Genomic DNA, 12,651 nt, shown 5'->3' on the forward strand with positions numbered 1-12,651 from the left:
CCGGGAACGAAGAAGGCCCGGCCCCTCGAGGGGCCGGGCCTTCTTCGTTCCCGGGGAGGGCCGGCCGCGCCCGGCGGCCGGGCCGGCGGGCCTAGGGCTACCGGGCCTCGGGCGACCGCTCGGGGGCAAGGGACGCGACCTCGCGGACGGCGTCCGCGACGGCGCGGAAGTCCTTGCGCAGGATCCAGTCGTGGTTGCTGGCGACCTTCGCGCTGATCCCGAGGTTCGGGTTGCGCTCGAGGGCCGGGTCGAGGCTGGCGCGGATCTTCTCCTGCTCGTCCCCCTTGCTGCCCAGGGACGCGCCCGAGGCCAGCACGTAGCGCGTCGGGACGGCGATCGCGTCGAGCACCGGGCCCAGGGCGCTCTCCCGGGCGATCCTGCCGAGCTCGATGTTGCTCTCGGCCTGCTGCGCGGCGCTCAGCCGCGGCGTCAGGCCGGTCGGGCGCAGCAGCCAGGTGACCGGGGTCAGCAGCCGGAACAGCTTGCGGATCCGCACCTCGAGGGCGTCGTCCAGCCAGTCGTTGGGCTCCGCGCCCTCGACCAGGACGGCGCCGAGGGCACGCTGCGGGTTGCGGCTGGCCCAGTGCGCGGCGATGAACGCCCCGTAGGACCAGCCCACCACCAGCGCCTGGTCGACGCCGCGCGCGGCGAGGACGGCGTCGACGTCGCGCACGGCGGTCTCGAAGGAGTAGTCGGCCGACGTGCGGGACTTCCGGCCGCGGGCGCGCTCGTCGTAGGTGATGTGGCGCCACTCGTCGCCCAGCTCGGTGATGGTCCGGCGCCAGTAGCCCTGGGTCGCGAACTGGCCGTTGAGGTAGACGATCGGGGTGCCGGTGCCACCGGTGTCGGTCACGGCCAGGGCCGTGTCGTCGATCGGCACCAGGCCGGACCAGGTGGGGTGCTCGATGGTCATGACTTCCTCTTTCTGGGGGCCTGCCGCGAAACGGTGCTGTTCGGCGGCTGCCGGCGGTGCGGCACCGAGCAGCCTGCTCCCGGCGTCCCACGGGATCAACGGCGAGTCCGGCAAGGTAGCGTTGCCCGCCGGGTCATTGATGCGCGCCGCGCGGACGCGCCGATGAGCGTCTGGTTCACGACGGCGACGGGACTGCGATGGAGCTGCGGGACATCGAGATCTTCCTGACCCTGGCGGAGGAGCTCCACTTCGGGCGGACCGCCCAGCGGCTGCACGTCACCCCGTCCCGGGTCAGCCACGTGATCAAGAAGCAGGAGCGCCGCATCGGCACCGCGCTGTTCGAGCGCACGTCGCGGACGGTCCGGCTCACCCCGGCCGGTGACCGGCTGTACCAGAGCCTCCGCCCCGCCTACCAGCAGATGACGGACGCGATCGAGGAGGCGGCGGCCGCCGCGCGCGACGTCACGGGCACCCTCACGCTCGGCACCATCGGCATCCAGGGCTGGATGATCGACCACGTCATCTCGGACTTCCGGAACCGCTACCCGACCGTCCGCCTCCAGCACCGCGACATCAACCCCGTCGACCCGCTCACCCCGCTGCGGGCCGGCGAGGTCGACGTGGCCCACGTGTGGCTGCCGGTGCGCGAGCCCGACCTCACGGTCGGCCGCATCACCCACACGTCACCGATCGTCGTGGCCATGGTCGCGACCCATCCGTACGCCGGCCGCGAGTCCATCGGCCTGGAGGACTTCGGCGACCTGACCTTCGTGTCGCACGACTCGCCGATCCCGGCCTCCATGGAGCAGACCTTCCAGCCATTCCGAACCCCGTCCGGGCGGCTGGTCGCCCGCGGCCCGCTCGTCACGAGCTGGGACGACCAGCTCAAGGCGGTGATGAGCGGGGACGCCGTCGTCGCCGCAGCCGCCGAGGCCGCGCGCTACTACTCGCGCCCGGGCCTCGTCTACGTCCCGGTCCGGGACGCGCCGGCCTGCCAGTGGGCCTTCGCCTGGCGGACGGCGGACCAGAACCCGCTGATCCGCACCTTCGCGTCGGCCGCCGAAGCCGCCGCGAGCGCGGCCACCACCGGTGCCGCCGGCGAACAGGCCGGCTAGTGCCCCCGCAGCCGGCGTCGGGCGGCCCGCAGCACCAGGCCGAGCACCCACGCCGCGCCGGCCCACGACGCCGTCCGGACCCCGCGCCCGGCCGCCCGCTGCGACCGCCCGCGGAACTCGCGGATGGGCCACCCGACCTCCTGGGCGTGCCGGCGCAGGCGCAGGTCGGGGTTGATGGGGCACGGGTGCCCCACGGACCGCATCATCGGCAGGTCGTTGAGCGAGTCGCCGTAGGCGTAGCTCTCGTCGAGGTCGATGTCCTGGGTCGCGGAGAGCTCGACGATGGCGTCGGCCTTGGCCTGGCCGTGCATCAGGTCGCCCGTGAGGCGGCCCGTGTAGAAGCCGTCCTTGTGCTCGGCCACCGTGCCGAGCCCGCCCGTGGCGCCCAGCCGGCGGGCGATGAGCTGCGCGATCTCGACCGGCGTGGCGGTCACCAGCCACACCTGGTGGCCGGCGGCGATGTGCTCGTCGAGCAGCCGGCGCGTGCCGGGGTAGATCCGCAGCGACAGGACGGCGTCCCACACCTCCTCGCCGAGGGTGGCGATCTCCGCGACGCTGCGGCCGGCGATGAGCGAGAGGGCGCGGTCGCGCACCTGGTCGATCTCCTCCCGGTTCTCGCCCCAGAGCAGGTACCGCGCCTGGATCAGGGCGAACCGGAGGATGTCCCGCGTACCGAAGAACTTGCGCTGGTACGCCGACTTGGCCAGGTGAAAGGCGCTCGCACCGCGGATGATCGTGTTGTCGACGTCGAAGAACGCCGCGGTGGCGGACGAGGGGTGCGTCGACGGCATGGAGGTCACTCTATCCGCGTGTCGCACCCCACAAGTTGCCATGGGGCAAGCATGAGCAACCGTGGTAAAACCGGGGGGTGACGCACGACTACGGGACACCGGAGCGAGCCACCCTCGCGCGATTCCTCCACCTGCTGGTCGCCGTGCTCGCGCTCGGCGGCTTCGGCATCGAGCTCGTCGTGGCCCTCACCGGGGGCGCCGGGCTGGCCCCCACGCACGCCGAGCGGATCGTCCGGCTGTTCAGCTACTTCACGATCCAGTCGAACCTGCTGATCGGCGGGGTGTCGCTCGCGCTCGCGCTCGACCCGCGCCGGGACGGTCCGCTGTTCCGGGTGCTGCGCCTCGACGCCCTGCTGTGCATCACCGTCACCGGCATCGTCTACAACACGGTGCTGCGGGGGCTCGTGGAGCTCACGGGCGCCGGCATGGTGTCGAACGTGATGCTGCACGTGCTGGCGCCGGTGTTCGCCGTCGTCGCCTGGCTGCTGGTGGGGCCGCGGCCGCGCGTGAGCGCGCGGACGGTGTGGTGGTCCGTCGTCTACCCCGTCGCGTGGCTGGTCTACACGTTCGTCCGCGGGGCCGTCACGGGCTGGTACCCGTACCCGTTCCTCGACGTGAACGTGCTCGGGTACGCCGGCGCGGTGACCAACTCCGCGATCGTCGCCGTCGTCTTCCTCGTCCTGGCCTGGGGCGTCCGCTGGGCGGACGGGCGGCTGCCGGACACCGACCGTTCGGCGCCCCGCGTGTGACGTAACCTCGGGGGCGTGACCACCGCTGCCGACACCCGGGTCGTCCTGTACACACGCGAGGCGTGCCACCTGTGCGAGGACGCACGTGCCGTCGTCGTGCAGGTGTGCGAGAGTTCGGGGGCCCGGTGGCGCGAGGTGGACATCGACAGCACGCCCGAGCTCCGGGACAAGTACGGGGAGTACGTGCCCGTGCTCGAGGTGGACGGGATCCAGCAAGGTTTCTGGCGCGTGGACGGTGCGCGCCTTGCCCGCCTCCTGGCATGATCGTCCAGGCAGTGTGTGCGTACGCCCGCGACACAGTGGTCGCGGGGAGGGGAGCAGCACGTGGTCGAGCTCAGTGACGGGACAGTCCCCGCGGCAACCGTGGGGAGGCTGCCCTACTACCTGCGTGCCCTCCGGGACCTCGCGGCGGAGGGGGTGGACCTCACGTCCTCGACGGAGCTCGCCGAGCGGTCGGGCGTGAGCTCGGCGCAGCTGCGCAAGGACCTCTCGTACCTGGGCTCGTTCGGCACGCGCGGCGTCGGGTACGACGTCGAGTCGCTCGCCTCCTACATCACCGTGGCCCTGGGGCTCGAGACGGAGCACCGGCTGGCGATCGTCGGCATCGGAAACCTCGGCCACGCCCTCGCGAACTACTCGGGGTACGCGACCCGCGGCTTCCAGGTCGTGGCGCTGCTCGACGCCTCGCCCGAGGTGGTCGGCACGCGGGTGGCCGGCGTGACCGTGGAGCACGTGCGCGAGGTGGCCGACGTCATCGAGCGCGAGCGGGTCTCGATGGTCGTGCTGGCCCTGCCGGGCCACGGCGCCCAGGACGTGGCCGACGCCGTGGTGGGCTCCGGCGTCCGGGAGATCCTGAACTTCGCGCCGGTGGCGCTCCAGGTGCCGGACGACGTGGTGGTGCGCTCCGTCGACGTCGGCGGCGAGCTGCAGATCCTGGCGTTCCACGCGGCCACCCGCGCCGCCGCGGTCTGATCTGCCGCGGAAACGACTGATCCTGGTTCAGCAGGCCCTGGGCGGCCGCATCCCTAAGGATGATGGTCGTCCGGAGCCTGCTGAACCAGGATCAGGAGCGCCGCCTACCCGGCGACAGGGGGAGTGGCTCAGGCCTTGGCGATCGCGCTGACGTCCAGCGTGATCTTGACCTTGTCGCCCACCAGGAAGCCACCGGTCTCCAGCGTGGCGTTCCACGTGAGGCCGAAGTCCTTGCGGTTGACCTCGAGGTTGGCCTCGAAGCCGGCGCGGTCGTTGCCGAACGGGTCCTTGGCGGTGCCGGTGAACTCGGTCTCGAGCTCGACGCCCTTGGTGATCCCGTTGATGGTCAGGTCGCCCAGGATGACGTAGTCGTCGCCGTCGGCCTTGATGCTGGTCGAGGAGAAGGTCCAGGTCGGCTTCTCGTCGGCGTGCCAGAAGTCGGCGCTCTTCAGGTGGCCGTCACGACCGGCGTCGCCGGTGCTCACGGAGGCCGCGTCCAGCTCGGCGGTGACGCTCGACGACTCCAGGTCCTCGCCCACCGTGATGCTGCCCGAGGTGACCGCGATGCTGCCGCGCACCTTCGCGATGCCGGCGTGGCGGACGGAGAAGGAGGCAGCCGTGTGGGAGGGGTCGATGTCGTACGTGCCGGTGGTGAGACCAGCGGGGAGCGGGGTGGCCATCAGGGGGACTCCTTGTGGGTGCGGCGGTTGAGGTAGATAGTTGAGGGATCAACTAGATCTGATGCGTTCCAACATAACGGGTCCCGTAACGTATTCCTAGAGGGCGCTCGGAGCGTCGCAGATCACATCGGTGCCGGGGGACGACGGCGGCACCGGGGCGCCGGGGCACCCTCCTGGCAGCTCGGCGAGCACGAAGGCGGTGGGCGAAGTGGCAGCGGAGACGATCGAGGAGTCCGACCTCTGGCTGACGGAGGACCAGCAGGGCTCCTGGCGGCACTATCTCGAGGGCACCGCCCGGTTCGTGGAAGCGCTCGGCGCGGTGCACGACCGGTCCCTCGACCTCTCGCTCGGCGAGTACAGCCTGCTGGTGCAGCTCTCGGAGGCGCCGGAGCGCACCATGCGGATGTCGACGCTCGCGGACGGCCTGGTGCTGTCGCGCAGCCGGCTCACGCACACGGTCGCCCGCATGGAGGCGCGCGGGCTGGTGGCGCGGCAGGCGGCCGAGGGCGACCGGCGCGGGGTCAACTGCACCATGACCGACGCCGGCTACACCGCGCTCGAGACGTCGGCGCCGGGGCACGTCGCCGCGGTGCGCCGGATCCTGGTGGACGCCCTGGACCCCGAGGAGTTCGCGGCGCTCGGCCGGATCATGGCCAAGGTCGCGGAGTCCGCCAAGGTCTCGGGCGGCACGGAGGAGGGCCTCACGGCCCACTGCGACTGACCGCCTCGCCAACCCCGTGTCAGACGCCAACCCCGTGTCAGACGTACAGGTCACCCAGGTGACCTGTACGTCTGACACGCGCGCGGGGTGGACGGCCTACTCCGTCAGCACGCGGCTGAACATCGGCCGGTACGCGAACCCGGCGAGCAGGCCGCCCAGGATCGGGAACACGATGAAGACCCAGAGCTGGCCCCACGCCCAGCCCCCGGCGTAGATCGCTGTGGCCACGGAGCGGGCGGGGTTCACCGAGGTGTTCGTGATCGGGATCGAGACCAGGTGGATCAACGTGAGCGACAGGCCGATCGCCAGCGGGGCGAAGCCGGGGGACGCGATCCGCGCCGTCGCGCCGAGGATGACGAAGAGGAAGACGGCGGTCAGGACGGTCTCGGTGAGGATCGCGGAACCGAGCCCGAACCCGTCCGGTGAGTGCTCGCCGAACCCGTTGGCCGCGAAGCCCGACTCGCGCGCGGCGTCGAAGTAGCCGTCGGGCCCGCCCAGCGCGATCAGCGCGAGCACGCTGGACCCGAGCACGCCGCCGATGAGCTGCGCCACGACGTAACCGCCCACGTCGCTCCACGAGAACCGGCCCGACGCCGCCAGCCCCAGCGTCACGGCCGGGTTGAAGTGCCCGCCCGAGATGGGGCCGAGCGCGAACGCGCCGACCACCACGGTGAGGCCGAAGGCCAGGGCGACGCCGAGGAAGCCCACACCCACGGTGTTGGTCTCGGCGTCGGGGAAGTTGGCCGCGAACACCGCGGTACCGCAACCACCCAGCACCAGCACGAAGGTGCCGAGCGCCTCGGCACCCAGGCGCGCATACATGGCAGGCGATGCTGTCTCACTCATGTGGAGCCCCCTTGCTTGCATCCGACGGTTTCATGGCGAAACCTTTCCGCCGAATGTAGGTCCGCGAAACCGGATCGGCGCGAGATGACGTAATGCACACTCGCCGGAGGTCACGGGCACCCAGGGTCGGATGGGAGACTGTGGGTCATGGTTTCCACGACGGTTCACCTGCTGCGTCACGGCGAGGTGTACAACCCCGACGGCCTGCTGTACGGGCGCCTGCCCGGATACCGGCTGTCCGACCGTGGCCAGGCGATGGCCAAGATCGTCGCCGACCACCTGACGAGCACCGGCCGGGACGTGACCCACGTGGTGGCGTCCCCGCTGCAGCGGGCGCAGGAGACGGCCACCCCCGTCGCGCAGGGCTTCGGCCTGGAGCTCGCGACCGACGACCGCATCATCGAGGCCGACAACCGGTTCGAGGGCCTGGCCGTGTCCGGACCCGGCGGCGGGGCGCTGAAGAACCCCCGTAACTGGCCGCACATGTGGAACCCGTTCCGCCCGTCATGGGGCGAGCCCTACACGGAGCAGGTCGAGCGCATGCGCCGCGCCGTGCAGGACGCGCGCCGCGCTGCGGAGGGCCACGAGATCGTGCTGGTCAGCCACCAGCTGCCCATCTGGCTCACCCGCCGGGCCCTGGAGGGCGGCACGCTCTGGCACGACCCGCGCAACCGGCAGTGCAACCTCGCGTCGCTGACGTCGCTGCGCTTCGAGGACGACCGGTTCGTGGGCCTGCACTACTCGGAACCCGCGGCCGAGCTGTACGACGGCGCGAGCAAGGTCGCCGGCGCGTGATGCGGGGCAAGACCGTCAAGGCGGTCCAATGGGTAGTGGTCGTCGGCATCGTGCTCGGCCTGGTCGTCTCGCTCGCCGCGTGCGGTTCCGAGGACTCGGGCGCGGGCGACGTCGTCGGGCAGGGGTACGTCTCCGGTGACGGCTCCGTCCAGACGTACGACGTCGGGGAGCGCAAGGGGCCCGTCACCATCGCGGGCACCGACTTCGAGGGCAACGACGTCGACACCGCCGGCTGGGCGGGCGACGTGGTGGTCGTCAACACCTGGTACGCCTCGTGCGCGCCGTGCCGCGCGGAGGCCCCCGACCTCGTGGAGCTCGCCAACACCAAGGACGGCGTGCAGTTCCTCGGCATCAACACCGAGGACGACGCCGGTTCCGGGCAGGCGTTCCAGCGCACCTTCGAGGTGCCGTACCCGAGCATCGAGGACCGCAGCGGCAAGGTGATCGCGGGCCTGAACGGCGTCGTGCCGCTGCAGGCCGTGCCCACCACCGTGGTGCTGGACCAGGAGGGCAACGTGGCCGCGCGCGTCATCGGCCAGGCCGAGCACTCCACGCTCGAGTCCCTCATCGACGAGGTCCTGGCGGAGGCCGCCTGATGCTCGCCGGCTCGATCGCGACCGCCGTCGGCGGCGGCTTCGCGAGCACCGCGTTCAGCGGGTCGCTGCTGCTGGCGGTGCCCGTGGCGCTGCTCGCGGGCCTCGTCTCGTTCGCCTCGCCCTGCGTGCTGCCGCTCGTGCCCGGTTACGTCGGGTACGTGAGCAGCATGGCGGCCGCCTCGGCCGGGACCACCCCCGGGATCGTGAGCACCCGCACCAAGCCCGCCCGCGGCCGCGTGGTCGGCGGCGTCGCGCTGTTCGTGCTGGGCTTCACCGTCGTGTTCGTCTCGTTCGGCGCCGCGTTCGGCGGGCTGGGCGCCTACCTGGTGCGCTGGGAGGACGTGATCATCCGCGTGCTCGGCGCCGTGGTGATCCTGCTCGGCCTCGGGTTCCTCGGGGCCGTCCCGTTCCTGCAGCGCGAGGCCCGGTTCCACCTGACGCCGCGCGCCGGCCTGTGGGGCGCGCCGCTGCTCGGCGTCGTCTTCGGGCTGGGCTGGACGCCCTGCATCGGCCCCACCCTGGGCGCGGTGCAGGCGCTCGCGATCGACGAGGCGTCCGCGGGCCGCGGCGCGCTGCTCGGCGTCGCCTACTGCATCGGCCTGGGCGTGCCGTTCCTGCTCGTGGCCCTCGGGCTGCAGAGCTCGGAGCGCATGCTGGACTTCCTGCGCAAGCACCGCCTCGCGGCGCTGCGCATCGGCGGCGGCATGCTCGTGCTGGTCGGTCTGCTGCTGGTCACCGGGCTCTGGACCAAGATCACCGGGGCCATGCAGCTCTGGATCGGTGGATTCGAGACGGTGATCTGATGGCCGGCCGTACCCGCAGCAGCGACAGCAGGGAAGGCACGTACGTCCCCGAGGGCATCGCGGACGAGTTCACGCAGGGTGAGCCCGCGCCGGAGGCGCCGTCGTCCGACGAGAAGCGGCAGCGGCCCAACGCGCCCACGCTGGGCCTGGTCGGCACGCTGCGCTGGATGTGGCGCCAGCTCACCTCCATGCGCGTGGCGCTCATGCTGCTCATGCTGCTCGCCGTGGCGGCCGTGCCCGGGTCGGTGCTGCCGCAGCGCAACCAGGACGCCGCCGGCGTCATCGAGTACCTCGCCGACCACCCGACCGCGGGGGAGTGGCTCGACAAGGCCGGCTTCTTCGACGTCTACTCGTCGGTCTGGTTCTCCGCGATCTACATCCTGCTGTTCGTCTCGCTCGTGGGCTGCATCCTGCCGCGGTCGGCGGCGCACTACCGCGCCCTGCGCGGCCGCCCGCCGCGCGTCCCGTCCCGGTTCAACCGGTTCCCGGCCAAGGCCACCGCGACCACCGACGCCACGCCCGAGGAGGCGGCCGACGCCGTCGCGGCCCGCCTGCGCGGCAAGCTCTCCTGGCTGCCGCTGTTCCGCGTGGACCGGGGCGAGGAGGCCGCCCGCGGCGTCCGCCCGGCCGCCGCGACGGTGAGCGCCGAGCGCGGCTACCTGCGTGAGAGCGGCAACCTCGTCTTCCACCTGGCCCTGGTGGGCCTGCTCGTCTCCGTGGCGACGGGCCAGATGCTGCACTACCGCGGCCAGGCGATCGTCACCGAGGGCCGCGGCTTCGCCAACGCCGTCGTCGACTACGACACCTTCGAGAAGGGCTCGTGGTTCCGCCCCGAGTCCCTGGTGCCGTTCTCGATGACGCTCGACCGCTTCGAGTCGGAGTTCGCGAGCGACACCGTGGCCTTCGCCCAGGCCCGCGACTTCACGGCGCACGTGACGGTGGCCGAGCCGTCCGGCGACGAGCGGCCCGAGCAGATCAAGGTGAACCACCCGATCGTCGTCGACGGCGCCAAGATCTACCTGCAGGGCAACGGCTTCGCCCCCGAGATCACCGTGCACGACGCCGACGGCGCGGTCGCCTTCTCCGGGCGCGTCACGTTCATCCCCGAGGACACGATGTACACGTCCCGCGGCGTCGTGAAGGTGCCGGACGTGTCGGCCGGGCTCGACCAGATCGGGCTCGTGGGCTACTTCCTGCCCACGGCCGAGGTGAACGAGGACGGGTCCGCCCGCTCGGCGTTCCCGCAGCCCGTGGACCCGCTGCTCGTGCTCGAGGTGTACACGGGCGACCTCGGCCTCGACGACGGCTCGCCGCAGAACGTGTACGAGCTCGACACGGCGAACCTCACGGCCGCCGTCGACGACCAGGGGCAGCGCATCAAGGTGCTCGCGCGCCCCGGTGAGACCGTCGAGCTCCCGGACGGGCTCGGCACCCTGACCCTGGGCGAGGAGCTGCCGCGCTACGTCGCCCTCGACCTGCGGCACGACCCCTCGCTCGCGTTCGTCCTGGTCTTCGCGCTGCTCGCGCTCGGGGGGCTCACCATCTCGCTCTTCACCCCGCGCCGCCGCGTCTGGGCCCGGGCGTACACCGGGCCGGACGGCGCTACGGTGGTCGAGGTCGCGGGGCTCGCCCGGGGCGACGACGCCGGCCTCCAGGCCGAGGTCGACCGGGCACTGGCGGCCGTCACCGGGGACGAGCCCGAACCCGGGGCCGCCCGTCGAGAACCTCAGGAACCGCGCATCGTGACCGGATCGGAAAAGGACTGAACATGGAGCTGGCAAACCTCAGCGTGCTGCTGGTCTGGGGGGCGGCGACCGCGCTCGCCATCGGATTCATCGCGTTCGCGGTGGACCTGTCGCGCCTGTCCGGCGCCAAGGTCGACGCGCGGGACGCGGCCCGCAGCCGGGAGAAGGTCGCCGTCGGCGCGGGCGTGGAGGACGCGCCCGTCGACGCCCCGGTGGACGACGCCGGGCCGGCCGCGCCGGTCAGCCGCAAGCTCGCCGGGGTCGGGATGTCCGTGACCTGGCTGGCGGCGGCGCTGCTGCTGATCGCGATCGTGCTCCGCGGCATCGCGGCCGGGCGCACGCCGTGGGCCAACATGTACGAGTTCGCGCTGGTGGGCACCTTCGTGGCCGTCGCCGTGTTCGTCGGGGTGAACACCCGGCGCGACGTGCGGTTCCTCGGCGCGTTCGTGTCCGGGCTCGGCGTGCTGTTCCTCGTGCTGGCCCAGGAGAAGTTCTTCGTCGAGGCCATGGGCGTGCAGCCCGCGCTGCAGAAGTACTGGCTCGTGATCCACGTGGGTGTCGCCATCTGCGCGACCGGCATCTTCACCGTCGCGTTCGTGACCTCCGTGCTGCAGCTCCTGCGCGACGCCCGCGACAACGGCTCGGTGATGCTCGGCAGCCGGCACTGGGGCTGGCTGGACCACACAGCGACGCCCGGCGCGCTGGAGTCGCTCTCGTTCCGCCTGAACTCGGTCGCGTTCGTGCTGTGGACCTTCACGCTCATCGGCGGCGCCATCTGGGCCGAGGACGCCTGGGGCCGCTACTGGGGCTGGGACCCCAAGGAGGTCTGGAGCTTCATCGTATGGGTGGTCTACGCGGCCTACCTGCATGCGCGCACCACGCGCGGCTGGTCCGGGTCCCGCGCGGCCTGGTTCGTCGTGGCCGGCTACGCCTGCGTGCTGTTCAACTTCACCGGCGTGAACCTGATCTTCAACGGGAAGCACTCGTACTCGGGCCTGTGACGGTCCGCTGACGCGGAGCCGCTGATGCAGGAAGGCCCGCCCCGAGATTCTCGGGGCGGGCCTTCCTTGCGTCTCCGGCCTGGGCCGGTCAGCTGGACTCGGTGTCGTCGTCCTTGGCCTCCTGGCGGCCGCGGGCCTCGCGCTCACGCTTGCGCTTCTCCTGCTCCAGCAGCCACAGGAACTCCGGGTCGTCGTCCGGGGCCACGGGGCCGGAGGGACGGCGCGGGCCGGGGCGCGGGGGCGGCGTCGGACGGCTGCCGCCGGAACCGGGGCCCGTGGCGGGGCCGGCGCCGGACCGCCGGCTGACCCGCACCACGATCCACGAGATCGCGCCGAGCAGCGGCAGGAGGACGATGAGGAGCACCCAGAGCCAACGGGGCAGACCTGCACGTTCGTCCTCGTCCGCGCCCCAGACATCGGTCAGGGCGTAGGCCATGAGTCCGACGATCACCAAGATCAGGAGTACGCGAGGCATACCCCCAGCCTACGGTGGGTTGGCGCGGGCAGGGCAGCCCCTGACGTGACGTTCGCCCCGTTGTCGCCCGTGGGGCCGCCGTCGTGCCGTCGTGACCCCCGCCCGGCCTACCATGGGTGGGTGCCCCTCGTGATCTACTCCCTGCTCCGCGTCGCGCTCGTAGCCGCGGCACTCGGCGTGCTGTACCTCGTCGGCCTGCGGGGCTGGCTGCTCCCGGTGGTCGCCGTCGTGGTCGCGCTCGCCGTGTCGTACCTGACCCTGGGCAGGCCGCGGGACGCCGCCACGGGGTGGATGGCCGACCGGGCCGAGCGTCGCGCCGCGGCGCGGGCCGCGGCTCCGAAGATCGACGCCGACGCCGCCCACGAGGACGCGCAGGTCGACGAGAAGCTCCGCACCGACTGAACCTCCCAGAACGTGTCAGACGCTCAGGTCCCTCTGGTGACCTGAGC

At 72.1% G+C, this 12,651-nt stretch carries 16 protein-coding genes; 11 read left to right on the forward strand and 5 right to left on the reverse strand.

Annotated features, from left to right (window positions below; genetic code table 11):
• Nucleotides 1-97: 97 nt before the first annotated feature.
• Nucleotides 98-913, reverse strand: coding sequence for an alpha/beta fold hydrolase (locus tag ACFU5G_RS25265; RefSeq protein ID WP_377251039.1), 816 nt, complete (start codon nucleotides 911-913; stop codon nucleotides 98-100).
• A 197-nt stretch (nucleotides 914-1,110) separates the two neighbouring features.
• Here ACFU5G_RS25265 and ACFU5G_RS25270 point away from each other — a divergent pair, with 197 nt between their 5' ends.
• Nucleotides 1,111-2,028 (forward strand): LysR family transcriptional regulator, encoded by a 918-nt coding sequence (locus tag ACFU5G_RS25270; protein WP_377251042.1) that lies wholly within the window; start codon nucleotides 1,111-1,113, stop codon nucleotides 2,026-2,028.
• Here the strand turns inward: ACFU5G_RS25270 and ACFU5G_RS25275 are convergent.
• Nucleotides 2,025-2,819, reverse strand: a complete 795-nt coding sequence (locus ACFU5G_RS25275) for an HAD family hydrolase (protein ID WP_377251045.1) — start codon at nucleotides 2,817-2,819, stop codon at nucleotides 2,025-2,027. The two genes, ACFU5G_RS25270 and ACFU5G_RS25275, sit on opposite strands and share 4 nt — an antisense overlap.
• A 77-nt stretch (nucleotides 2,820-2,896) precedes the next feature.
• Here ACFU5G_RS25275 and ACFU5G_RS25280 point away from each other — a divergent pair, with 77 nt between their 5' ends.
• Genes ACFU5G_RS25280 through ACFU5G_RS25290 form a run of 3 tightly spaced genes read left to right on the forward strand, consistent with a single transcriptional unit; the run spans nucleotide 2,897 to nucleotide 4,540 of the window.
• Complete coding sequence (locus ACFU5G_RS25280) at nucleotides 2,897-3,568, forward strand: Pr6Pr family membrane protein (RefSeq protein WP_377251048.1); 672 nt, start codon at nucleotides 2,897-2,899, stop codon at nucleotides 3,566-3,568.
• Between the two features lie 15 nt (nucleotides 3,569-3,583).
• Nucleotides 3,584-3,832 carry a glutaredoxin family protein gene (locus ACFU5G_RS25285; RefSeq protein WP_020016008.1) on the forward strand — a complete coding sequence of 83 codons (249 nt, stop codon included), beginning with the start codon at nucleotides 3,584-3,586 and terminating at the stop codon, nucleotides 3,830-3,832.
• 60 nt (nucleotides 3,833-3,892) lie between these two features.
• Complete coding sequence (locus tag ACFU5G_RS25290; RefSeq protein ID WP_377251051.1) at nucleotides 3,893-4,540, forward strand: redox-sensing transcriptional repressor Rex; 648 nt, start codon at nucleotides 3,893-3,895, stop codon at nucleotides 4,538-4,540.
• 128 nt (nucleotides 4,541-4,668) lie between these two features.
• Here ACFU5G_RS25290 and ACFU5G_RS25295 read toward each other — a convergent pair whose 3' ends face one another.
• The gene (locus ACFU5G_RS25295; protein WP_377251054.1) at nucleotides 4,669-5,220 is read right to left on the reverse strand and encodes a YceI family protein; all 552 of its coding nucleotides are present in this window, start codon (nucleotides 5,218-5,220) and stop codon (nucleotides 4,669-4,671) included.
• A 208-nt stretch (nucleotides 5,221-5,428) separates the two neighbouring features.
• On the opposite strand from ACFU5G_RS25295, the gene ACFU5G_RS25300 reads away from it, so the two are divergent.
• Nucleotides 5,429-5,941 (forward strand): MarR family winged helix-turn-helix transcriptional regulator, encoded by a 513-nt coding sequence (locus ACFU5G_RS25300; protein ID WP_377251057.1) that lies wholly within the window; start codon nucleotides 5,429-5,431, stop codon nucleotides 5,939-5,941.
• Between the two features lie 96 nt (nucleotides 5,942-6,037).
• Here ACFU5G_RS25300 and aqpZ read toward each other — a convergent pair whose 3' ends face one another.
• Nucleotides 6,038-6,787, reverse strand: a complete 750-nt coding sequence (aqpZ, locus tag ACFU5G_RS25305) for an aquaporin Z (RefSeq protein WP_377251060.1) — start codon at nucleotides 6,785-6,787, stop codon at nucleotides 6,038-6,040.
• 147 nt (nucleotides 6,788-6,934) lie between these two features.
• Here aqpZ and ACFU5G_RS25310 point away from each other — a divergent pair, with 147 nt between their 5' ends.
• From ACFU5G_RS25310 to ccsB, 5 genes are read left to right on the forward strand one after another with little or no spacing between them, the layout of a single operon-like run.
• On the forward strand, nucleotides 6,935-7,582 hold the full coding sequence (locus ACFU5G_RS25310) for a histidine phosphatase family protein (protein WP_377251063.1): 648 nt from the start codon (nucleotides 6,935-6,937) through the stop codon (nucleotides 7,580-7,582).
• Nucleotides 7,582-8,178, forward strand: coding sequence for a TlpA family protein disulfide reductase (locus ACFU5G_RS25315; RefSeq protein WP_377251066.1), 597 nt, complete (start codon nucleotides 7,582-7,584; stop codon nucleotides 8,176-8,178). Before ACFU5G_RS25310 ends, ACFU5G_RS25315 begins: the two co-directional genes overlap by 1 nt.
• A complete protein-coding gene (locus ACFU5G_RS25320; protein ID WP_377251069.1) occupies nucleotides 8,178-8,981 on the forward strand; it encodes a cytochrome c biogenesis CcdA family protein in 804 nt (267 codons plus the stop codon). Before ACFU5G_RS25315 ends, ACFU5G_RS25320 begins: the two co-directional genes overlap by 1 nt.
• Nucleotides 8,981-10,747 (forward strand): cytochrome c biogenesis protein ResB, encoded by a 1,767-nt coding sequence (locus ACFU5G_RS25325; protein WP_377251072.1) that lies wholly within the window; start codon nucleotides 8,981-8,983, stop codon nucleotides 10,745-10,747. Before ACFU5G_RS25320 ends, ACFU5G_RS25325 begins: the two co-directional genes overlap by 1 nt.
• A 2-nt stretch (nucleotides 10,748-10,749) precedes the next feature.
• Nucleotides 10,750-11,727, forward strand: coding sequence for a c-type cytochrome biogenesis protein CcsB (gene ccsB / locus ACFU5G_RS25330; protein WP_377251075.1), 978 nt, complete (start codon nucleotides 10,750-10,752; stop codon nucleotides 11,725-11,727).
• 88 nt (nucleotides 11,728-11,815) lie between these two features.
• Here the strand turns inward: ccsB and ACFU5G_RS25335 are convergent, their stop codons facing one another.
• On the reverse strand, nucleotides 11,816-12,202 hold the full coding sequence (locus ACFU5G_RS25335) for a PLDc N-terminal domain-containing protein (protein ID WP_377251078.1): 387 nt from the start codon (nucleotides 12,200-12,202) through the stop codon (nucleotides 11,816-11,818).
• Nucleotides 12,203-12,322: 120 nt separating this feature from the next.
• Between ACFU5G_RS25335 and ACFU5G_RS25340 the strand changes: the two genes are divergently transcribed.
• A complete protein-coding gene (locus ACFU5G_RS25340) occupies nucleotides 12,323-12,604 on the forward strand; it encodes a DUF4229 domain-containing protein (RefSeq protein WP_377251081.1) in 282 nt (93 codons plus the stop codon).
• Nucleotides 12,605-12,651: the final 47 nt, after the last annotated feature.

Source organism: Promicromonospora sp. NPDC057488 (assembly GCF_042802395.1).
Taxonomy (GTDB): Bacteria; Actinomycetota; Actinomycetes; order Actinomycetales; family Cellulomonadaceae; genus Promicromonospora.